Here is a 20,516-nt window from a genome sequence, read left to right as displayed (position 1 = left end):
TTGTCCGCCTGGTGAACCGGCGATGTCTTTCATCTGAACGGCACTCGCCGTGACCTGCGACGGTCCGACCGGGCGCCCCGGGGCCGCGGTCCGCGGGGCTCACTGGACGAATGTCCGGTATTCGGTGCCCGTACACCGCAGAACGGCCGTCTCCGGATCCCTGGCATCATCGAGGGATGTCTGAACAGATCATCGCCGCCTGTGATGGGGCATCGAAGGGCAACCCGGGGCCCGCGGCCTGGGCCTGGGTCGTGGCCGACGCGACGGGCGCCCCCGAGCGCTGGGAGGCCGGCCCGCTGGGCAGGGCGACCAACAACATCGCGGAGCTGACCGCCCTGGAGCGGCTCCTGGAGGCCACGGACCCGGCCGTGCCGATGCAGGTGCGGATGGACTCGCAGTACGCGATGAACGCCGTGACCAAGTGGCTGCCGGGCTGGAAGCGCAACGGGTGGAAGACCTCGTCCGGCTCGCCGGTGGCCAACCGCGAGCTCGTCATCCGCATCGACGCCCTCCTCGCGGGCCGTGCCGTCGAGTTCCGGTACGTGCCGGCCCACCAGGAGAACGGCGACCCCCTGAACGCGATCGCCGACCAGGCGGCGAGTGACGCGGCGGCCCAGCAGCAGGCGGCCGGCACCGCGCACGGCGCCGAGGGCCTGCCCGTGCCGGCCCCGCGCGAGCCCTCGGCGGCCCGGCGCGCCGGCCCGCCGAAGAGCCGCAAGCCGCGCTCCTCCGGGACGGCGACGATCAAGGCGAAGTTCGCGGGCCGCTGCCCGTGCGGCCAGTCGTACGCGGCCGGCGAGAAGATCTCCAAGGGCGAGCGCGGATGGGGCCACCCGGCCTGCGCCGCCACCGCGTAATCCGCTCGCGCCCCGCGCGGCCGCGGCCACACCGGCGCGGTGCCTCTCCACCGCCCTGCGCCTGGCCGCCGACGCGGGCTGCCGCACGCGCTTCCTGACCGCCGAAGCCGCGGACCGGCCGCGCCTCTGGTACGCGCGCCGCGGCTTCGCGGAGACCGTCCGCATGCACGTCTTCGACCGCATATAGGCGCGGCCCGCGTGCGGGCGTAGGTCCGGACCGCGTGGAGGAGCGCGCCCGGTGGTGCGCGGAGGGCCGCCGGGGCTCCTGAGGTGACCGGCCGGTCCGCCGGGACGGCTCAACCTGACCTGTACGTGCCCCTCCCCCGGTGGTGGCATGGGCCGCGTGCACAGCGTCCCCCACGCAGGGAAGGAAAGGGGAATCCCATGTTCAGACCGGTGTTGACCGCCGGCGCGGCCGTGGCCCTGATGGCCGCCGCGTCCTTCGCACCCTCGTCCGCATCGTCGGAGGGGGTGCCTCCGCCGGACAGGGTCGTGATCGACGTCGTCGCGGTCAACGGCTCGGGCTGCCCCGCGGGGACGGCCGCCGTGGCCGTCGCCCCGGACAACACCGCCTTCACGGTGACCTACAGCAAGTACCTCGCCCAGGTCGGCGTCGGCGCCAGGCCGACCGACTTCCGGAAGAACTGCCAGCTCGGCCTGAACGTCCACGTCCCGCAGGGCTTCACGTACGCCGTCGCCAAGGCGGACTACCGCGGCTTCGCGCATCTGGAGAGCGGGGCGTCGGGCATGGAGCGGGCCAGCTACTACTTCCAGGGCATGTCACATACGACCTCGGTGAGCCACCGCTTCACGGGCCCGTACAGCGACGACTGGCAGACGACGGACGAGACGGGAGGCGCCGACATCGTCTACGCCCCCTGCGGCGTGTCGCGGATCCTCAACGTCAACACCGAGCTCCGCGTGGGCGCCGGCACCTCGGACCCGGCGGCGACCACCAGCTTCATGGCCATGGACTCGACGGACGGCAGCGTCAGCACGATCTACCACTTCGCGTGGAAGGAATGCCCCTGACCGCTGACCGGCGGCCTCCGGCCGCATGCGTCCGACCGTGGAACCCGAAGCAGCAGGAGGTACCCCCATGCTGGGACCGGTGGCGATCGGCTGTGCCGCCGTGGCCATGTTCGCCGCTCCGGTGGCACCGTCGTCGGCCGCTCCCTATGGTGAGCCTCCGCCCGACCGGATCGTGATCGACGTCGTGTCGGTCAACGGCTCGGGCTGTCCCGCCGGGACGGCCAACGTGTCCGTCTCTCCGGACAACCAGGCCTTCACCGTGACATACAGCAGTTATACGGCGCAGGTGGGCGTCGGCGCCAAGCCCATCGACTTCCGGAAGAACTGCCAGCTCAGCCTGAACGTCCACGTCCCGCAGGGCTTCACGTACGCCGTCGCCAGGGCCGACTACCGGGGCTTCGCCCACCTGGAGAAGGGCGCCGCCGGCCTGGAGCGGGCCAACTACTACTTCCAGGGCATGCAGCAGACCACGTACGTGAACCACCACTTCACCGGCCCGCTGCACGACAACTGGCAGGCGTCCGACACCACCGACCTCGACGCGGTGGTCTACGCCCCCTGCGGGGCGGTCCGCTACCTCAACATCAACACGGAGCTGCGCGTGGACGCCGGCACCTCGGACCCCACGCGGACCACCAGCCTCCTGGCGATGGACTCGACGGACGGCAGCATCAACACGCTCTACCACTTCGCCTGGAAGCAGTGTCCCCGCGGCTGACGCGCGGCCCCGGCAGCTCGCCGGCCGGACCGGTCCCCTCTCGTACGCGAAGACCGCGGCCTGCGTCCGGTCGCGCAGGCCCGGCTCCTGGGCCGCGGGGCGTGCCGCACCCCGTCGGCGCGGGCGTCCTCCGAGCGCAGCACGCCCATGACCCGCCGCGGCTCCGCCGGGGCCGCGTCGGCCATGCCCGGCAGCACGGTGATGCCCGGAGCCACGGCCGCGCTCCGGGGCGGATCCTCAGCGAGAGGAGGAGCAGGACGAGGGCGCGCAGGCTGATTCCGGCCATGCTCCAGGGCCACGGCTTGCCGTGGCGGACTCGTCGGCGTCGAGCAGGCCCAGGACCCTAGGGGCGCCGCACCGCCGCGGCCGGGACGTGCAGGTGCTCTCGCACGACCCGCGAGCGCCCCCGGCGCCGGGGGCGCCCGTGCTCGAAGCGGCGGAACAGCGCCCAGCACACGAGTAGCGCCGCGCCGAAGACCGGCAGCCACGCGAGGCGCGCGAGGAGCCAGAGCGGGCCGCCGGGCACGGTGTGCAGGCCGGGCAAGGGCGCGCCCGCGAGCAGGCCGGCCATGGTGACGGCCATCATCGAGGTCTGGTGCCAGAGGAAGATCGTCATGGCGGAGAGGTTCACCACGGCCACCGCCGCCCAGGCCGCCGGGCGTTGCAGCACCCGCCGCAGCGGGCCGAGCAGCAGGAGCGCCGCGCCGCACTGGGCGAGGCCGAACGCGGCGGCCGCGAGCGTCGGCGGGCTGAGGTTGGAGACCGCCGCGTCGGGCACGCCGACCATGGAGGCCGGATACCCCGCGAAGGCGACGAGCAGCGCGGCGGCGAGCGCACCGCCGCCCAGCAGCACCCAGCCGGTCCTGCGGCTCTGCAGTTCGCCCTGCGCCCACGCCGCGCCCAGGCAGTACGGGACCAGCCAGCCCGCCGCCACGTTCACCCAGCCGAGCCAGGCCGGCCCGCCCGCGCCGAACCGGACGAGGTCGACCAGCGCGACCACGGCGAGCGGCCACCAGGGCCGTACCTTCGCGACCAGGGGAGTCGCGGCGGTCAGCGCCGCGAACACCAGCAGGAACCACAGCGGCGAGCACACCAGGCTGACCAGTGTCCGCACGGTCTCCGGCGCGACGCCGGACGCGAGCAGCGTGCCGGTCACGGCGGCCCAGACGGCCGGCAGCGCGGCGACCGGCCGGAACAGCCGCTTCAGCCGGGCTCCGAGCCACTGCCCGTAGGTGACGCCCCGGGCCCGTGCGGACGCGTGGCCCTTGACGCCCACGAGCCCGCCCACCAGGAAGAAGACGGCCAGGGTCTGGAACACCCAGGACAGCGGGGCGAGCCCGGGCACGTACGCGAGCGGGCTCGTGCTGTACACCGCACCCCCTTCCGCGACCAGGGCCGTCACCAGCCAGTGGCCGAGCACTACGCCGAGCACGGCGAAGGCCCGGAGGGCGTCGACGGCCCGGTCCCGGCCGGGCGGGGTGCCGAGCAGGATGCGGTGCGCGATGCCGCCGCCGCGGCGCGCGGGGGCGAGCGTGCAGGACGCCATGGGGTCGGGCCTTCCGTGCCGGAGGTGGGCGGTGCTTCCGGCACGGAAGCTATGAAGAGGACGCCGTGGCCGGCGTCGTACCGGGGAGTGCACTGCGGCGTAGCTCTGCAGTACTACGGGTACGGGGTGCGCCTGCGCGGAGGCGTCACCGGCTCGCTCCTGCACCCCCGATCCGCAGGGCCAGGCCGTCCAGCATGGACGTGAGGCCGAGCTCGAAGACCTCGTCGAGGCGCAGGTCGTAGCCGTTCTCGCCGTCGAAGGCCCCGGTCACCCTGGCGAAGACGGGGTAGCGGCCGGAGGTGGTGAGGGCATCGAACGCCGCGGCCTGGGAGTCCATCCACTGCTCGCCGGAGAGCCCGGTGTCCCCCGCGGCCTGCTTCTCCCGCTCCAGGTGCACCGCGGTGCCCTGGACGTAGCTGTAGAGCAGCACGTTCACGTCGAGCATCGTCGCCGGGGAGAGGCCGAGGCCGTCGAGGGCGGTGAGCATCCACTCGGAGTACGCGATCAGGTGCGGCAGGGCCGGCGGGCGGGTGAGGGGGCCGATGTGCGCGAGCCAGGGATGCGCGCGGTGGACCGCCCACAGCGCGCGGGCCCCCAGCTCGAGGCACCGGCGCCAGTCCCCGGGGGCGTCCGCGGGATAGGACAGCTCCGCGAACGCGGCGTCGGCCATGAGGCACACCAGGTCGTCCTTGCTGTTCACGTACCGGTACGGGGACATGGCCGCGACGCCGAGCCGCCCGGCGATCCCGCGCATGGACAGGGCGGACAGCCCTTCGGCGTCGGCGACGCCGACGGCGGCGCGGACGATGCGGTCGCGGGTCAGTTCGTGGTCGGTCGTCCCGGCCGCGGTGACCGCGGGCGCGGCGGCGGCCGTCGCGGCCGGCTCCGGCGCTGCTCCCGGCTGCCGGTCCGGGCCCGCGACGACGGTCCCCACCCGCGGCCGGGCCCGTACGAGCCCCTCCTGGCGCAGGGTCGTCAGCACCTTGGTCGCCGTGGCGAGCGCGACGTTCCACTCCTGGGCGATCTGCCGGGTGGACGGGACGCGGTCGCCCGGCGCGAGCTCGCCGCCGGTGATGCGGCGGCGCAGCTCGGTGGCGATGCGCAGGTACGGCGGGACCGGATTTCCGGCCACTTTTCCGGCCACGGGACGGCCTCCTTCATCTGTACTAGTACACAGACTAGCAGGGGAAGCGCCGGGGAATCGCTGGTGGAGGCCCTTTCTGTACTAGCCCAGAGGGCTCGAACAGGCACTTGGCGGGCGTGCGCGTACGGCGTACATTCAGTTGCGTACACCGTACAGAAGAGTCGCGTACAGAACAGCCACTGCTCCAGCGAAGGTGATTCCCATGCAGACCGTCCTCGTCTCCGGTGCCAGCGTCGCCGGCCTCTCGCTCGCCTACTGGCTCCGCCGCAACGGCTTCGCCGCGACCGTGGTCGAGCGGGCCCCCGCCGTCCGCCCGGGCGGCCAGGCGATCGACGTGCGCGGCGCCGCCCTCGACGTCCTCGACCGGTCCGGAATCCTGGAGGAGGCCCGCGCCCTCCGCACCCGCCTGCGCGGCATGACCATGCTCGACGGCCAGGGCAACGAGACGGGACGCTCCACCGAGATGACCCTGAGCGGCGGCCGGCTCGACAGCGCGGACATCGAGCTGCTGCGCGAAGACCTCACGGGGCTGCTGCACCGTCAGGCGCTCGACGCAGGAACGGAGTTCGTCTACGCCGACTCCATCGCCGCGCTCGACGACCGCGCGGACGGCGTGCGGGTGAGCTTCGAGCGGAGCCCGGAGCGCACGTTCGACCTCGTCGTGGGGGCCGACGGCCTGCACTCGAAGGTGCGGGCGCTGTCCTTCGGACCGGAGCGGGAGTACGTCCAGCACCTCGGCGCCTACCTGACGGTCTTCAGCGCCCCCAACTTCCTCGGCCTCGACAACTGGGAGATATGGCTCAACGACGAGTCGGCCGGCGCCCGCACCGCGAGCTGCTGCGTCTACCCCGCGCGCGACAACACCGAGATCAGGGCCACCCTCGGCTTCGCGTCGGACCAGATCGCCTACGACCACCGCGACACCGAGCGGCAGAAGGCCCTCATGGCCGAGCGGCTGGCGCACGTGGGCTGGGAGACGCCGCGGCTGCTCCAGGCCATGCGCGAGGCACCCGACTTCTACTTCGACCAGATGGCCCAGATCCGCATGGACCGCTGGACCAGCGGCAGGACGGCGCTCGTCGGGGACGCGGGCTACTGCCCCTCGCCGCTCTCCGGGCAGGGCACGAGCCTGGCGCTCGTCGGCGCCTACGTGCTGGCCGCCGAGCTCGGCAGGCGGGACGGCGGGCACGCCGCCGCGTTCGCCCGCTACGAGACCCGCATGCGCCCCTTCGTCGCCCTCAACCAGGCCCTCGCGCACGCCCACGCGGCCGGCGACCACTCGGAGGAGTCGATGGAGGAGGCGAAGAACGGCATCGCGCTCGACAGCTGACCGCCTCCGGCATCGCGCTCGACGGCTGCCCCCGGCGTCCGACCGCGCGCTCCGGCGCGGGCATGATGGCCCCATGGGAACCCGACCTGTGCTCGTCTACGACGGCGACTGCGCCTTCTGCACCACCTCGGTGCGGTTCGCCGAGAAGTACGTCCGGCCCCGCTGCACCGTCGTGGCCTGGCAGTTCGCCGACCTGGACGAGCTGGGCGTCACCCGGGAACGGGCCGAGCACGAACTGCTGTGGATCGCCCCCGGCGGCACCGTCCACGGGGGCGCCCAGGCCGTCGCCAAGCTCCTCCTCAGCGCGCCCGGCGCGTGGGCCGTCCCGGGCGCGGTGCTCACCCTGCCGCCGGCCCGCTGGGCCGGCCACGGCCTGTACCGCCTGATCGCGGACAACCGGCACCGGCTCCCTGGCGGAACGGCCGCCTGCGCGCTGCCCGCGGACCGCCGCCCCGGGGCCCGGTAGGCACCGCTCGCCACCGGGCGGCCCGGCCCTCCTTGCTCCGTCCGGGCGAGCGCCCGCCCCCGTGCGCGCCGCCCCCGGCCCGGCGGCCGGCAAGCGCCGACGCCCCGCACGCATCACTGTGGAAGGAGGAGACGGCAGCCGCGGCGCGTCCGGCGGAAGGAGGCCCCGTTGACGGACGAACCCATGAGGCGCGTCCACGAGAGCCCCGAGGACCCCTTCTCGGTCGGCAACTCGGCCTCGGCCGTGCTGGACCACCGGGGCACCGTCGTGGGCTGGGGCGACCGCGCGGAGGCCCTCCTCGGCCACCGCGACGCGGACGTGATCGGCCGGCTCGCGCTCGACGTGCTGGTGGACCCCGCCGACCGGGAGCGGGTCGTGGCCGCGGCCGCCGCGTGCCTGCAGGCGCCCGGCTGGTTCGGCGTCGTGCCCGTACGCCACCGCGACGGCCGGCGCATCCCCATGGGCGTCCGGGCCCGCTGCGTCACCCGCGGCAGCCCCGACTGCGAGTGGTTCCTGGTCGGCGCGCCCGCGCGGGACGTGATCCAGTGGGAGACGGACCGCTCGGTCCTCGACGGGCTGTTCCGGCGCGCGCCCATCGGCCTGGCCGTCCACGCCCCCGACCTCAGCATCCTGCGGGTCAACCGGGCCGTCGCCCGGATCGGCGGCATCACCCCTGAGCAGGCGCGCGGCCGCAGGACGGGCGACTTCGTCGTGGCGGCCGACACGGAGACCGTGGAGCGCGGCCTGCAGCACGTCCTGGACACCGGACACCCGATGATCTTCACCGACCAGCCGTGCCGGCTGCGCAGCGACCCCTCCCGCATCCGCTACGTCTCCGTCTCCGCGTTCCGTATGGAGGATTCCGCCGGGGAGATCCTCGGCGTCACCCAGTTGGTCGAAGACGTCACCGAACGGGAGCGGGCCAGGCTCCGGCTGGACCTGCTCAACGAGGCGGGCGCCCGCATCGGCACCACGCTGGACGTTGCCACCACCGCCCACGAGCTGGCCGACGTCCTCGTCCCCGAACTCGCCGACTGCGTCACCGTCGACCTCCTCGACCCCGTCAGCCGCGGCGAGGAGCCCTCGCAGGACGGCTTCGGGCCCGTGCGCAGGACGGCCATCAGGACCGACACCCCGGGCGCCGAGGAGGCCCTCAACCCGCTGGGCAGCCTCATCCGCTTCGCCCCGGAGACCCCCCAGGGCCGGTGCCTCGCCGAGCAGACCCCCGTCCTCGTGCCCGAGGTCCGCACCATCGAGGACCACGCCGCCGTCGCGCAGGAACGCGCCGACGCCGCCCGCGCCCTGGGCACCCACTCCGTCATGATGCTGCCGCTGGCCGCCCGCGGTCTCGTCCTCGGCCTCGTCAGCCTCTGGCGCTCCCGCACCCCCGAGCCGTTCGAGGAGGACGACCTCACCCTCGCGGGAGAGTTCGCCGCCCGCGCCGCCGTCTGCATCGACAACGCCCGCCGCTACACCCGCCAGCACCAGGCGGCCCTCACCCTGCAGGTCCGCCTGCTCCCCGGCGAACTGCCCGAGCTGCCTGCCGCCGAGGTCGCCCACCAGTACATCCCCGCGGGCGCGGCGGAAGGCGTCGGCGGGGACTGGTTCGACGTCATCCCGCTGTCCGGGGCGCGCGTCGCCCTCGTCGTCGGCGACGTGATCGGGCACGGCATCGACGCCGCGGCCACCATGGGCCGCCTGCGCACCGCCGTCCACACCCTGGCCGAACTCGACCTCGACCCCGACGAGGTCCTCTCCCACCTCGACGACCTCGTGCACGGCCTCGCCGCCGAACAAGAGCACAACAGCCGCGACTTCCCCCTCGACCAGGTCACCGGCGCGAGCTGCCTCTACGCGGTCTACGACCCGGTCTCCCGCTGCTGCTCCCTCGCGCGCGCCGGCCACCCGCCCCCCGCCGTCGTCACCCCCGACGGGAAGGTGAGCTTCCCCGACCTCCCCGCCGGGCCGCCGCTCGGCCTCGGCGGACTGCCCTTCGAGGCGACCGAGCTCGAACTGCCCGAAGGCAGCCTCCTGGCCCTCTTCACCAACGGCCTCATCCAGATCCCCGCCCTCGACGTCGACGCAGCGCTCGACCGCCTCTCGCAGGAACTCGCCCGCCCCGGCTGCCGGCTGGACGAGACGGCCAAGGCCGTCGTGGACGCCCTCCTGCCCGCCGAGCCGGGCGACGACGTCGCCCTCCTCCTCGCCCGCACCCGTGTGCTCCCCGAGCACTGCGTGGCCACCTGGACGCTGCCCGCGGACCCGCGGGCCGCCGGGCAGGCCCGCACGCTGATGGCCGAGACGCTCAGCGCCTGGGGGCTCGGCGAACTGGCCTTCACCACCGAGCTCATCGTCAGCGAACTCGTCACCAACGCCTACCGCTACGCCGGCGGGCCCGTCACCCTGCGGCTCATCCGCGGCCCCCGCCTCATCTGCGAGGTCTCCGACACCAGCAGCACCGCGCCCCACCTGCGCCGGGCCCGGACGACCGACGAGGGCGGCCGCGGGCTCTTCCTCGTCGCCCAGCTCACCGAGCGCTGGGGCACGCGCTACGGGCGCGAGGGCAAGACGGTCTGGACGGAGCAGCAGCTGCCGTAGAAGCGCGCCGCCGCGCGCACCTATAGATGAGGTCTATAGCTTTCATGGGTTTCAACTCTTGGACTCTATAGAGCCTGGTCATGCATGGTGGAACACGTCAGCCCAACGGGCCGGCAACCACCGAAGGAGTGACCATGCAAGACCTCGCCCAGGGCGTCGCGCGTTTCCAGCGGGACGTCTACCCCGCCAAGGCGGAGCTCTTCGCCGGCCTCGCCGCGACGCACCGGCCGACGACGCTGTTCATCAGCTGCTCCGACGCCCGCGTGGTGCCGGAGCTGATCACCCAGAGCGAGCCCGGCGAGCTGTTCGTCATCCGCACGGCCGGCAACCTCGTCCCCGCTTACGCGCCCCGTACGGACGGCATCGCGGCCAGCATCGAGTACGCGGTCGCCGCTCTGGGCGTCACCGACATCGTCGTCTGCGGACACTCCGCCTGCGGCGCGATGACCGCCCTGGCCGAAGGCCACGACATGGGCACCCTGCCGACGACCGCCGACTGGCTGCGCCACGCGGACGCCGCACGGGCCCGCACCACGGCCGCCGGGGTGGACGCTCTCGTGCGGAGCAACGTCCGCGCCCAGCTGGCGAATCTGGTCACCCACCCGTCGGTGGCCCGTGCCCTCGCACAGGGCACCGTCACGCTGCACGGCTGGTGCTACGACATCGGCAGCGGCGCCGTCGAGGAACTCGACATCGCGGGCCCCTTCACCGCGGCGGCCTGACCGCCCGTCCACCCCTCTCCGCCACGCATGACGCGTCATGCGCGACTTCTCACCCGCGGATTCCCGCTCACGGATTCCCACCCACGGAAGGAACCCCTCCCATGATCCACGCCCAGTTCGACTCCGCCGCCCGTCAGGCCCTGGCCGCCAAGGCCGTCGAGGCCAAGGTCCGCAAGGACCTGTCCTGGCAGCAGATCGCCGACGCCGCGGGCCTCTCGGTCGCCTTCGTCACCGCCGCCGTCCTCGGCCAGCACCCGCTCCCCGAGGCCTCGGCCGAGGCCGTCGCCGGGCTCCTGGGCCTCGACGCCGACGACGCGCTGGTGCTGCAGACCATTCCCACCCGCGGTTCCATCCCCGGCGGCATCCCGACCGACCCGACCATCTACCGCTTCTACGAGATGCTCCAGGTCTACGGCACGACCCTCAAGGCCCTCGTCCACGAGCAGTTCGGCGACGGCATCATCAGCGCGATCAACTTCAAGCTGGACGTGAAGAAGGTCGCCGACCCCGAGGGCGGCGAGCGCGCCGTGATCACGCTCGACGGCAAGTACCTGCCGACGAAGCCCTTCTGACCCGGCCCCTCCGGCGAACGGATCTCCCCCGCGGCCCCCGCACCCGGCACTGCGCCGGGTGCGGGGGACCGCACCACTCCAGGAGCACGCACCCATGGACTTCATTCAGCGCACCATCGACATCGCCCGCAAGAACGTCGAGGAGGGCGGCCGCCCCTTCGCGACCGTCATCGTCAAGGACGGCGAGATCCTCGCGGAGAGCCCCAACCTCGTCGCCCAGACCTCCGACCCGACCGCGCACGCCGAGATCCTCGCCATCCGCGAGGCCTGCACCCGGCTGGGCACCGAGCACCTCACCGGCACCACCATCTACGTGCTCGCCCACCCCTGCCCGATGTGCCTGGGCTCGCTGTACTACTGCAGCCCCGACGAGGTCGTCTTCCTCACCGGGCGCGACGACTATGAGCCCCACTACGTGGACGACCGCAAGTACTTCGAGCTGAACACCTTCTACGCGGAGTTCGCCAAGGACTGGAGTGAGCGCCGCCTGCCGATGTGCCACGAGCCCCGCGACGCCGCCACCGACGTCTACCGGGCCTGGCAGGAGCGCAACGGCGGCGAACGCCGGGTGCCCGGGGCGCCCACCGCCTGACGTCAGCGGGGCGCGCCCTCCGGCAGGGGCTCCTTCGCCCCTCCTCGCTCTTCCTCCGGCGCCGCGGTCCTCCCGCGGCGCCGTCCGCCCAGGACGAACACGGCCAGCACCCCGGCCAGCAGCCCCCAGAACGTCGAGCCGATGCCGGCCAGGGTGATCCCCGAGGCGGTGGCGAGGAAGGTGACGACCGCGGGCTCCCGCATGCGCTCGTCCGCCAGAGCGGCCGTCAGGGAGGAGCCGATCGTGCCCAGGAGACCGAGCCCGGCGATGCCCATCACCAGAGCGGTGGGCATGGCGGTCAGCAGCCAGCCCACCACACCGCCGAACAAGCCCACCGTCACGTAGAACAGACCGGCCCAGACGGAGGCCAGGTAGCGCCTGCGGGGATCGCGGTGGGCGTCCGGGCCCGTACAGATCGCGGCGGTGATGGCGGCCAGGTTCAGCCCGAAGCAGCCGAAGGGGGCCAGCACCGCGTTGACGATCCCGGTCCAGGTCAGCAGCGGTGAGACCGGCGTGCGGTAGCCGGCGCCGCGCAGCACGGCCACGCCCGGGAGGTTCTGCGAGGCCATGGTGACCACGTACAGCGGCAGCCCCACGCCGATCAGCACCTGCCAGGAGAACTCGGGGCGCACGAAGACGGGTTCGGCGAGCGCCACGTGCAGCCCCTGCAGCCGCCACTCGCCCCGGGCCGTGCTCACCGCCACGCCGGCGGCCAGCGCGCCGATGACCGCGTACCGCGGAAGCCACCTCTTGCAGGCCAGGTACACCGCGAACATCGGGAACACCACGGCGAAGTCCTGCTGCATCTTCGTGAACAGACCGGTGCCGAACTGCACGAGGACACCGGCCAGGAGCGCCGACGCCAGCGGCACCGGGATCCGGTCCATGACGCGCTCGAACCAGCCGGTCGCGCCGCTGACGATCACCAGGACCGCCGAGAGCAGGAACGCGCCGACGGCCTGCGCCATCGACACGCCGTGCAGACCGGTCGCCAGCAGCGCCGCGCCGGGTGTGGACCACGCCGTGACCACCGGCGCCCGGTACCGCAGCGAGAGCCCGGCGCAGGTGACGCCCATGCCGATGCCCAGGGCGAACATCCAGGAGGTGAGCTGGGCGCTGGTGGCCCCCGCCGCTTGCGCCGCGGTGACGACGATGGCCACGGAACTCGTGATGCCGATGAGTACGGCGAGGAAGCCCGCCGTGACGGCGTCCGCGGGAGCGGCGGAGCGTATGTGCCCGGAGAGCCGTGCGAGTCGGGTGAGTTGAGGGGAGTGCACGGTGGTGAATCCACTACACGGGTTGATCCTTGTCAACCGGATTGCGGACGCGCCGGGATCAGCGCCGGGGGCCCGGGGGAGGGTCAGCTGGCCGGGGAGACGAGGCCCCCGTTGACGTAGACGGTCTGTGCGGTCACCCACCGAGCCTCGGGGGAGGCCAGGAAGCGGACGACGGGGACGACGTCGTCCGGGTCGCCGATGTCGCCGTTGATGCTCATGCCGAACTCCTCCAGCGTGGCGTCGACGAGGCCCGTCACCTCCTCGACCCGGGTCAGGTCCCCCTGCCGGATCGCGGCCCGCACCCCGAGCCCGCGCAGTTCCCCGGCGACCTGCTCGGCCTGGTCCTGCTTGGCGTCGCTGTTGTAGTGCACCATCACGTCGGCGCCGTCCTGGGCGAGGGCGGTGGCGAAACGCTTCCCGAGATTGGCCGAGCCGCCCGTCACGATGGCGGCCTTTCCGCTGAGAACACCGGCCACAGGGCCCTCCTCGCGCTCGTACGTGGCGTTCGGTCCGACGCTAGGGGCAGGGGCGGGCGACGGGGCGCATCCCCGCCGTGCCGGTGCGTGTCACTGGGCCGGTCGGCCGAAGGCGCTGCCGGGCCCGCACGGGCCGCGCGCCGCCGCAAGGGGCGGCCGTCGCCGGCCGGCATCGCGCATATCACACTTCGGGCGCGGTGTCTGGTGCCTTCGCTTCAGTTGGCCGATGGTGAAGGCAACCAAGGCTCAACTAAGGCCGGGTGACCGGCTTCTGACTGCTGCTCGGCAGGCGCCGCAGGCAGGAAGGGGGGTCATGAACTGTCCCGAATGTGGCGCGTCGACCATCAACGGTCCCGACGGGAAGTCCTCGTGCTCACAGTGTTCATGGCAGTCTGGGTGACATGGAAGAGCAGGCATGGCGCTCACACGCCGCACCCGGCGAGCCCTACTACACCACCAACACCTGTAGCGGCTGCGGGTCCGTCGTCCTCGGGGTACACGGCAGGTGGACGTGTGCTTCGTGCGGGACCTGCAGCCCGTACCAGGAGCCCCCCGAGGGGTGGGCCTCGGAGATCGCTCCGGAAGGGAAGGGCGGCACCGGCCAGGGGTGCGACGACCCCCAGGCCAGACGCTAGGGCGAAACGCGGCCGGGCGCGGCCCGGGCGGCCCTCAGGCCGCCAGGCCGACCGGCTCTCCTATACGTTCCGCGGCGGTGCGCCAGGCGCTGGTCACCGCCGCGTGGGCGCGCACGGTGGCCGACGCCCGGTCGCCGGTCAGCCGGACGGGTGCGCCGACGTGCACGTGCAGGGCGGGCCGGCGCACGGGCGCGGTGATCAGTCCGGCGAGCTGCTTGGGGCGGCTGCCGGAGGTGACGCGCCGGGCCCCCGCCTGGCCGAGGGGCACGACGGGGGCGCCGGTGGCGAGGGCGAGGTGGGCGAGCCCGCCGCGGAAGGGGCGGGGCGCCGCCTCGCCCGCGTCCTTGCGGCGGGGCACGGCGCCCTCCCCGTAGATGAGGACGAGCCGGCCGTCCGCGAGGGCGGCCGCCGCGCCGTCGAGCGCCTGCACCGCCCGCGGGTCGTTGCGGTGGACGGGCACGTAGCCCTCGCGGGTGAGCAGCCGTCCGAGCGGCGGGATCCGCCACAGGCCGGCGGCGGCCAGGGCGACGGGGGCCGCGCCGAGCCGGTGGAGCGCGGCGAGCACAACCGCGGGGTCGGCCAGCGAGGTGTGGTTGGCCGCGATGATGCTGCCGGGCGCCAGTGCGGCGCCGGCGTCGGACGTGACGGTGAGCCGCCCGAGGGCGGGCACCGCGGCGGAGGCGAGCCGGCCGAGCATCCGCCTCAGCCGTTCTGCGGCTTCTGCGGCTTCGCCTCGCTGGGCCGTACGATCACGAAGCCCTCGCCCTCCAGCTTGAGCTGGACGGCCTCGCCCGAGCCGCCGCGCAGCATCGAGCCCAGGCTCTGGGAGCGGTGCAGCGAGGTGCGCAGCGCGGTGGACCAGCCGACGACGGCGTCGGTGTCCACGTACACGGGGGCCTGGGCGGAGACGGGGATGACGATGGGGTTGCCCTCGCACATCACGCCGAGCTTCCCGTGGCCGCTGAAGACGGAGTTGAAGAGCCCGCCGCCCGTCATGCCCGCGCCCTTCACGGTCTGGATCTCGTAGGAGAGGGTCGGGTCGAAGCACAGCACGTTGCGGCCGTTGACGGTGAGGCTCTCGCCGGCGGCTATCTCGACGATGAAGCAGTTTTCGGCCTCGTGCGCGAACCAGACCTCGCCGCGGCCCCGCACGGCCATGAGGGCGAGGCCCTCGCCGGTCACGGCGCGCTTGAGGAAGTTGCCCACGCCCTGGCCGAGCTTCTCGAACTGCAGGTCGCCGCGGAAGGCGACCATCGAGCCCTGGCGTGCGTAGCACTCGCCGTCGACCGCGTAGACGATGGACTTGGCGTTGTGGACGGCCATGCCGGGGGCGGTGGCCGGCTTGGCCATGTTCTGGTGGGCGAAGAGGTCGCTGTGCATGGACCGCATGATCACCCATGGACAGGCCGGGAGGCAACGGCGCGAACCGGCACGGATGCGGGCGGACACACCCCGGCGGCGCCGTCCGTGCCGCCGGTGGCCGTCGTCGTGGCCGTGACGGTCACGCTCGTCGTGCACGTGGCGGCGACGGCGCCGCCGGCGAGCGTGAGGGCGGTGAGGAGCGCCGCGCCGGTGCGGCGGAGACCGGTGAGGGCGGAGGGGCGGGTGTCCATGGCGGTGTCCTTTGCGCAATTGCGGGTTCTCGGAGGATCAGAAACGGGAGGCGAAGCCCTGGATGGTCTTGGTCCGGTCCCTCAGCACCGGCCCGGCGCCCGTCCACTCGTACCGCTGCCGGGCGATGCTGTCGTTGTGGTAGCCGGTGTTGCCCTCGACGGTCGTGACCCGCGTGCCGGAGACGGCGGCCACGACGCCGACGTGCCCCGCGGTGCCCCGGCCGGCCCACATCAGCACGTCGCCGGGCCGCGGGAGGCGGTCCGCCGCGTACGGGTGCCAGCGGCCGCCGGTGCCGGTGCGCCAGGCCCGGCTGCTGCCGGGGTCCGCCGGGATGCCGCGCCGGCCCCACATCGCCGCCGCGAAGAATCCGCACCACTGGCTGTGGTCCGGGTTCCGCGCGAAGTCGTTGTACTCGTTCATGTTGGCGTTGCTCCTGCCCTTGCCCAGGTAGTTGGTGTCCTGGTCCGGGCGGCCCGGAACGCTGCGGAGCACGGGGCCGCCGCGCTTGAGGCGGAAGCGCTTGGGGGTGGTGAGGGCGTCGGTGGTGCGGCCGACGATCCGCTGCCGTTCGGCGGCCTCGTCCTCGGCGTCGGGTTCCGTGGCGGCGAGGGTGCGGGCGTGGGTGTGGGGGCGGGCCGCGGGGGGTGCGGCGGCGAGGGCCGGACCGGCCGTGGCGCCGGCGAGGACCAGGAGCGCGGCGGTGACCGGAGCGAGGACGCGGCGGTTGTCCATGGCGGTTCCCTGTCTCGGACTCGGAGGAATGCGCTGCATGGGGTGGGTTCGTCCCGTTTCCCATGGTTCGAGTCTCGGAGCGGGGCAGCCGTGCGGAACAGGGGTTGCCCGTTGCCTCGGTGGACGAGGCGGCGGACAACCGCCCGTCACCGGCCGTGATGCGCAAGTGGGGGAGAGCGCCGCCTGAGGGAGCGTCAGGGGCATCCGGGGGCGTACGGCACGTCCGGCAGGAGGCGCTCCCAGAGCGGCCGGTCCGTGGCGCTGCCCAGCGCCCTGCAGGTGCGCGCGAGGACGCCGGGGATGTCCAGGTCCCACCAGCGCACCGTGCCGTCCTCCGCCACGGACACCACCGGCCCGTCGTCGCCGAGGAAGGCCGCGGACCGGACGCGGCCGGTGTGGCCGGTGAGCGTCAGCAGCGGCCGGCCGGTGCCCGGGTCCCAGATCCGCACGGTGTTGTCGCGGCCGGTGCTCACCAGCCGGGTGCCGGCCGGGTTGAAGGCCACCGAGGTGACGGGGCCGGTGTGCCCTGCGAGGGTGCGCAGGCTCCCGCGGCCCGCGGGGTCCCAGAGCTTGACGGTGTGGTCGCGGCTCGCCGTGGCCAGCATCCCGTGCGGGCCCGCGGCCAGGCCGAGGACGGTGTCCTCGTGCTCGGCCAGCCGGCGCAGTTCGCGGCCGTCGGAGAGCCGCCAGATCCGGGCGGTGTTGTCGAGGCTGCCGGTGACGAGGGTCGCCCGGTCGAGGAACAGCACGCGGTAGACGGCGTCGTCGTGACCCTGCAGCGACTGCTCGGGCAGCGCGCCGCTCCCGGCGAGCCGCCACACCTTCGCGCTGTGGTCCTCACTGGCGGTCGCGAGGACTCCGGCGTCCCCGGGGCGGAAGGCCACCGAAGTGACCGCCCGGTCGTGGGCCCGCCAGCGGTGGACCGGCCACCGGGGGTCGGCGGTGCGCCATACGGTGGCGGTGCCGTGCTCGTCGCCCGCCGCGAAGAGGGCCCCGTCGGGGCTGAACGCCACCGCCCGCACCGGCTCCTGTCCCGCCGTCACCGTGCGCAGGCCGCGGTCGGCGGTGCGCAGCAGCCGTACGGTGCCGTCCCGGCCCGCGACGGCGAGGAGGGAGCGGTCCGGGCTGAGCGCCCCGTCCTGCCAGGCCGAGCCCGGGAGCGGGGTGGTGACGGCGGCCTGCGGGGTCCACAGGCGCACCGAGCCGTCCTCGCCGGACGTCGCCAGCGTGCGGCCGTCGGGGGAGTAGGCGATGCCGTGGACGGGGCCGATGTGGCTGGCGAGCTGGGCGATGCGGCGGTGCTCGGCGATGTCCCAGATGCCGGCGGTGTCGTCCTGGCTGGCCGCGGCCAGCTGCTTGCCGTCCGGCGAGAACGCCACGCCGAACACGGAGTCCGAGGGGCCGTCGAGGGAGGCCTCCCGCCGGCCGGTGCGGGTGTCCCACAGGCCGATGCGGTCCTGCCACTCGCCGGTGGCCAGACGGCGCCCGTCCGGCGAGAAGGCCAGGGCCCGGACGCGGCCGAACTCCCGCGTGCCGACGACCTCCGCGCGCCCGCCGGGCACGTGGAGCAGCCACACCCGGCCGTCCCGGCCGGCGGCCGCGACCTGCTCGCCGTCGCCGCTGACGGCCACGGAGTACAGCAGCCCCAGGCCGGGGTCCCGCACTTCCGTACGGGGCCGGCCGCCGTCCAGGTGCGTCAGCCGTACCGTGCCGTCCTCGCCCGCCGAGGCCAGCAGCTCCCCGCGGTCCGAGAGGGCCACGCCGCGGACGGGGCCGCGGTGCCTGCTCTCCCGGGGCAGGACAAGCGGTGCCGAGCGGCCGCCGGCGCGGTCCCGCAGCGTCACGGCGCCCGCCTCGTCGCCCCACGCGACCGTGCCGCGGACCCGGGCCGCGGCCAGCGCGCGGACCGCGGCCCCGTTCCCCGTGACCGCTACCTGCCTGTGCGTACGGGCGTCCCATTCCCGTACGGTCGCGTCCGCGCCCGCCGACAGCAGCCGCTTCCCGCCGGGTAGCCAGGCCACGGCGAAGGCGCGCTCGCGGTGGCCGGTCAGCCGCCCGGCGTACGGCAGCGCCTGCGTGCTCAGCACGGCGCTGGCCGCGGCCGCCGTGTGGGCGTCGTGCCACGCGCCCGTCGCGAGCAGCATCGCCACCTCGGGCCGGGGCGCGCCGCCCGAGACGGCGCGGAAGGCAAGCTCCTGCGAGTGGGCCACGTGCCGTTCGGCCTCCGCCCGCAGGCTCTGGTGCACCGCCGTCGCCCCGCCGGCCAGCGTGAGCACCAGCAGGACGGCCAAGGACACCAGCAGCCGGTGCAACCGCCGGGTCCGGCGGCGCTCGGTCTCCTGCTCGGCCGCCGCCAGCGCGGTCGCCGCCTCCAGGAACGCCCGCTCGGTCCGGCCCACGGCCGCGAGGGGATGCCCGGCCACCTCGCGGGCGGCCGCCAGCCTGCTGCCCCGCGGCAGCAGCGCCGGGTCGCGACCCTCCGCCTCCCACTGCCCGGCCGCCGCGCCCAGCTGCTGCAGGCCGTGCAGCGCCGCGGCGTCGGCCTCGATCCACCCGTGCAGCCGCGGCCACGCCCGCAGCACCGCCTCGTGGGCCAGCGTGACCCGGTCGGCGTCGACGGACAGCAGCCGCGCCCGGGTGAAGGCCTCCACGACCTCCAGCGCCGCCCCGGCCTGCGCGCCGAGGTCCTGCGACAGCCGCTCCTGCGACACCCTCCGGCGCGCCGACCGCCCGTCCTGGTCGACCCGGACCAGCTGCAGCAGGACCGCCCGCGCGGCCTCCCGGCAGCCGGGGGACAGCCGCCCGTACGCCCGCTCCGCCGTCGCCGCGACCGCCCCGGCGATCCCGCCGGCCTGCTGGTAGCCCTCGACGGTCAGCAGCCTGCCGCGGCGCCGCTGCCACGTCGCCAGCAGGGCGTGGGACAGCAGCGGCAGCGCACCGGGCTCGTACGCGCCGCCGTCCTTCCCGCCGTTCTCCCCGAGACCGTCGCCGCCCGCCCCCAGGTCACGCAGGATCAGCTCGGCCAGGCCCGGCTCCAGCTCCAGGCCCACCGTCCGGGCCGGCCGCACCACGGCGTCCCGCAGCTCCTGCGCCCGCATCGGCTCCAGGGGCAGCTGCCCCGCCCGCAGCGCGGCCGCCAGCTCGGGGAAGGCCAGGCACCTGCCGTAGAAGTCGGCCCGCATGCCCAGGACCACCAGCGCCACGGAGCCGCCCCGGCCGCCGGCGGGCTCCGGGCCCGTTGCCAGCGCGTGCACCGCGCGGACGAAATCCGCGCGCTCCCGGGGGTCCGGGCACAGCGTGAAGACCTCCTCGAACTGGTCGACGACCAGCACCGCCCGCTTCGGCGCCGCCGCACCGTCCGGGTCCGTCCCGCCCGCCCGGCGGCCCGCCTGCCGGGGCCGGCGGTTGAGGGCGGCGTGCACGGCCCGGGCCAGCGCCCCCGCTCCGCCGCCGGCCAGCGCCCGGCGGAAGTGGTCCGGGTCCGCCGCGGTCGCGTCGGCCAGCCGGGCCAGGAGCTCCCCGACGGGCTGTTCGCCCGGATGCATCGTCACCACCGGCCAGCGGCTCGACCCGGGCACCGGCAGCACGCCGCGGCGCAGCTCGGGCACCAGCCCCGCGCGCAGCAGCGACGTCTTGCCCGTGCCCGAGGCCGCGACCACGGCGGTCGGCCCGGAGCCGTCCAGGCGCTCGGTCAGCTGCCGGACGAGCGCGGCCGTCGCCCGGTCCCGGCCGAAGAACCAGCCGGCGTCGGCGGCGTCGAAGGCGGCCAGGCCGCGGTACGGGCACACCTCCAGCAGCCCGCCGCGCCCGGTCCGGCGCCCGCCGTCCGGCTCCGGCACCAGCCGGGTCAGCGCGCCGCCGGCCCCGAGGACGTCCTCGCACCGGCGGGCCACCTCCGGGGTCATCGGCTTCTCGCCGGTCTCGACCCGGCTCAGATAGCCCTTGGTGTAGTGCACGAGCCGGGACAGCCCGGCCAGCGACATGCCCCGCTGCTGCCGCAGCCGGCGCAGCTCCTCGCCGGGGGCCGCGGCCAGGGAGGGGGAAGGGCCGCCCTGGTCACGGTCGTCTCCGCGTGGGTGCACGGTCCCCACACCCTTCCATCCGAGCCTGCCGGCAGGTCGCTTACTCCAGGCCTGCATAGCGGGTCGGGGGAGGGCAGCTCACCCCTCATGGCGACAAAACAGCCCAACGAGTGACTAAATGCC

General features: G+C 74.5%; 18 protein-coding genes. 9 read left to right on the top strand and 9 right to left on the bottom strand.

Annotation, left to right across the window (positions count from 1 at the left end; genetic code table 11):
* The first annotated feature begins 176 nt into the window (after positions 1 to 176).
* The 3 genes from IF61_RS0100720 (at position 177) to IF61_RS0100710 (ending at position 2,607) form a co-directional block, all read left to right on the top strand.
* Entirely contained in the window at positions 177 to 857 is a 681-nt protein-coding gene (locus IF61_RS0100720) for a ribonuclease H family protein (RefSeq protein ID WP_030364168.1), read from the top strand.
* A 384-nt stretch (positions 858 to 1,241) separates the two neighbouring features.
* Positions 1,242 to 1,889, top strand: a complete 648-nt coding sequence (locus IF61_RS0100715; RefSeq protein ID WP_030364167.1) for a DUF4360 domain-containing protein — start codon at positions 1,242 to 1,244, stop codon at positions 1,887 to 1,889.
* Positions 1,890 to 1,956: 67 nt separating this feature from the next.
* A complete protein-coding gene (locus IF61_RS0100710; protein ID WP_030364166.1) occupies positions 1,957 to 2,607 on the top strand; it encodes a DUF4360 domain-containing protein in 651 nt (216 codons plus the stop codon).
* 343 nt (positions 2,608 to 2,950) lie between these two features.
* Here the strand turns inward: IF61_RS0100710 and IF61_RS0100705 are convergent, their stop codons facing one another.
* Together IF61_RS0100705 and IF61_RS0100700 are read right to left on the bottom strand one after the other, a co-directional pair.
* Complete coding sequence (locus IF61_RS0100705; RefSeq protein ID WP_245684348.1) at positions 2,951 to 4,153, bottom strand: acyltransferase family protein; 1,203 nt, start codon at positions 4,151 to 4,153, stop codon at positions 2,951 to 2,953.
* A 145-nt stretch (positions 4,154 to 4,298) separates the two neighbouring features.
* Positions 4,299 to 5,297: a TetR/AcrR family transcriptional regulator C-terminal domain-containing protein gene (locus IF61_RS0100700; protein WP_245684347.1), complete on the bottom strand. Its 999-nt coding sequence runs from the start codon at positions 5,295 to 5,297 to the stop codon at positions 4,299 to 4,301.
* 202 nt (positions 5,298 to 5,499) lie between these two features.
* Between IF61_RS0100700 and IF61_RS0100695 the strand changes: the two genes are divergently transcribed.
* The 6 genes from IF61_RS0100695 (at position 5,500) to IF61_RS0100665 (ending at position 11,577) form a co-directional block, all read left to right on the top strand.
* A complete protein-coding gene (locus tag IF61_RS0100695) occupies positions 5,500 to 6,627 on the top strand; it encodes an FAD-dependent monooxygenase (protein ID WP_030364163.1) in 1,128 nt (375 codons plus the stop codon).
* 73 nt (positions 6,628 to 6,700) lie between these two features.
* Positions 6,701 to 7,093 carry a thiol-disulfide oxidoreductase DCC family protein gene (locus IF61_RS0100690; RefSeq protein ID WP_030364162.1) on the top strand — a complete coding sequence of 131 codons (393 nt, stop codon included), beginning with the start codon at positions 6,701 to 6,703 and terminating at the stop codon, positions 7,091 to 7,093.
* Positions 7,094 to 7,276: 183 nt separating this feature from the next.
* Positions 7,277 to 9,691, top strand: coding sequence for a SpoIIE family protein phosphatase (locus tag IF61_RS0100680; RefSeq protein WP_030364161.1), 2,415 nt, complete (start codon positions 7,277 to 7,279; stop codon positions 9,689 to 9,691).
* Positions 9,692 to 9,825: 134 nt separating this feature from the next.
* On the top strand, positions 9,826 to 10,413 hold the full coding sequence (locus IF61_RS0100675; protein ID WP_030364160.1) for a carbonic anhydrase: 588 nt from the start codon (positions 9,826 to 9,828) through the stop codon (positions 10,411 to 10,413).
* A 101-nt stretch (positions 10,414 to 10,514) separates the two neighbouring features.
* Positions 10,515 to 10,985, top strand: coding sequence for a cyanase (gene cynS, locus IF61_RS0100670; RefSeq protein WP_030364159.1), 471 nt, complete (start codon positions 10,515 to 10,517; stop codon positions 10,983 to 10,985).
* A 94-nt stretch (positions 10,986 to 11,079) separates the two neighbouring features.
* A complete protein-coding gene (locus IF61_RS0100665; protein WP_030364158.1) occupies positions 11,080 to 11,577 on the top strand; it encodes a nucleoside deaminase in 498 nt (165 codons plus the stop codon).
* 2 nt (positions 11,578 to 11,579) lie between these two features.
* Here the strand turns inward: IF61_RS0100665 and IF61_RS0100660 are convergent, their stop codons facing one another.
* The 7 genes from IF61_RS0100660 to IF61_RS0100630 form a co-directional block, all read right to left on the bottom strand.
* Positions 11,580 to 12,854, bottom strand: coding sequence for a benzoate/H(+) symporter BenE family transporter (locus IF61_RS0100660; protein ID WP_078659872.1), 1,275 nt, complete (start codon positions 12,852 to 12,854; stop codon positions 11,580 to 11,582).
* A gap of 83 nt (positions 12,855 to 12,937) precedes the next feature.
* Positions 12,938 to 13,330, bottom strand: a complete 393-nt coding sequence (locus tag IF61_RS0100655) for an SDR family oxidoreductase (RefSeq protein WP_030364156.1) — start codon at positions 13,328 to 13,330, stop codon at positions 12,938 to 12,940.
* Positions 13,331 to 13,999: 669 nt separating this feature from the next.
* Complete coding sequence (locus tag IF61_RS0100650) at positions 14,000 to 14,662, bottom strand: lysophospholipid acyltransferase family protein (RefSeq protein ID WP_030364155.1); 663 nt, start codon at positions 14,660 to 14,662, stop codon at positions 14,000 to 14,002.
* A gap of 5 nt (positions 14,663 to 14,667) precedes the next feature.
* Complete coding sequence (locus tag IF61_RS0100645; protein WP_030364154.1) at positions 14,668 to 15,345, bottom strand: AIM24 family protein; 678 nt, start codon at positions 15,343 to 15,345, stop codon at positions 14,668 to 14,670.
* Positions 15,346 to 15,356: 11 nt separating this feature from the next.
* Positions 15,357 to 15,578 carry a hypothetical protein gene (locus tag IF61_RS0100640; protein ID WP_030364153.1) on the bottom strand — a complete coding sequence of 74 codons (222 nt, stop codon included), beginning with the start codon at positions 15,576 to 15,578 and terminating at the stop codon, positions 15,357 to 15,359.
* A gap of 37 nt (positions 15,579 to 15,615) precedes the next feature.
* Positions 15,616 to 16,311 carry a CHAP domain-containing protein gene (locus IF61_RS0100635; protein WP_030364152.1) on the bottom strand — a complete coding sequence of 232 codons (696 nt, stop codon included), beginning with the start codon at positions 16,309 to 16,311 and terminating at the stop codon, positions 15,616 to 15,618.
* 194 nt (positions 16,312 to 16,505) lie between these two features.
* Positions 16,506 to 20,393, bottom strand: coding sequence for an nSTAND1 domain-containing NTPase (locus tag IF61_RS0100630; RefSeq protein ID WP_169748791.1), 3,888 nt, complete (start codon positions 20,391 to 20,393; stop codon positions 16,506 to 16,508).
* Positions 20,394 to 20,516 lie beyond the last annotated feature (123 nt).

This window comes from Streptomyces roseoverticillatus, from assembly GCF_000719265.1.
Taxonomy (GTDB): Bacteria; Actinomycetota; Actinomycetes; order Streptomycetales; family Streptomycetaceae; genus Streptomyces; species Streptomyces roseoverticillatus.
This window is presented reverse-complemented; position numbering and strand designations above follow the sequence as displayed.

Excerpts from the sequence above, each read along its gene's own strand:
- IF61_RS0100720 (WP_030364168.1), top strand. The coding sequence starts at position 177 with ATGTCTGAACAGATCATCGCCGCCTGTGATGGGGCATCGAAGGGCAAC.
- IF61_RS0100715 (WP_030364167.1), top strand. The coding sequence starts at position 1,242 with ATGTTCAGACCGGTGTTGACCGCCGGCGCGGCCGTGGCCCTGATGGCC.
- IF61_RS0100710 (WP_030364166.1), top strand. The coding sequence starts at position 1,957 with ATGCTGGGACCGGTGGCGATCGGCTGTGCCGCCGTGGCCATGTTCGCC.
- IF61_RS0100705 (WP_245684348.1), bottom strand. The coding sequence starts at position 4,153 with ATGGCGTCCTGCACGCTCGCCCCCGCGCGCCGCGGCGGCGGCATCGCG.
- IF61_RS0100695 (WP_030364163.1), top strand. The coding sequence starts at position 5,500 with ATGCAGACCGTCCTCGTCTCCGGTGCCAGCGTCGCCGGCCTCTCGCTC.
- IF61_RS0100690 (WP_030364162.1), top strand. The coding sequence starts at position 6,701 with ATGGGAACCCGACCTGTGCTCGTCTACGACGGCGACTGCGCCTTCTGC.
- IF61_RS0100680 (WP_030364161.1), top strand. The coding sequence starts at position 7,277 with ATGAGGCGCGTCCACGAGAGCCCCGAGGACCCCTTCTCGGTCGGCAAC.
- IF61_RS0100675 (WP_030364160.1), top strand. The coding sequence starts at position 9,826 with ATGCAAGACCTCGCCCAGGGCGTCGCGCGTTTCCAGCGGGACGTCTAC.
- cynS (WP_030364159.1), top strand. The coding sequence starts at position 10,515 with ATGATCCACGCCCAGTTCGACTCCGCCGCCCGTCAGGCCCTGGCCGCC.
- IF61_RS0100665 (WP_030364158.1), top strand. The coding sequence starts at position 11,080 with ATGGACTTCATTCAGCGCACCATCGACATCGCCCGCAAGAACGTCGAG.
- IF61_RS0100650 (WP_030364155.1), bottom strand. The coding sequence starts at position 14,662 with ATGCTCGGCCGGCTCGCCTCCGCCGCGGTGCCCGCCCTCGGGCGGCTC.
- IF61_RS0100645 (WP_030364154.1), bottom strand. The coding sequence starts at position 15,345 with ATGCACAGCGACCTCTTCGCCCACCAGAACATGGCCAAGCCGGCCACC.
- IF61_RS0100640 (WP_030364153.1), bottom strand. The coding sequence starts at position 15,578 with ATGGACACCCGCCCCTCCGCCCTCACCGGTCTCCGCCGCACCGGCGCG.
- IF61_RS0100635 (WP_030364152.1), bottom strand. The coding sequence starts at position 16,311 with ATGGACAACCGCCGCGTCCTCGCTCCGGTCACCGCCGCGCTCCTGGTC.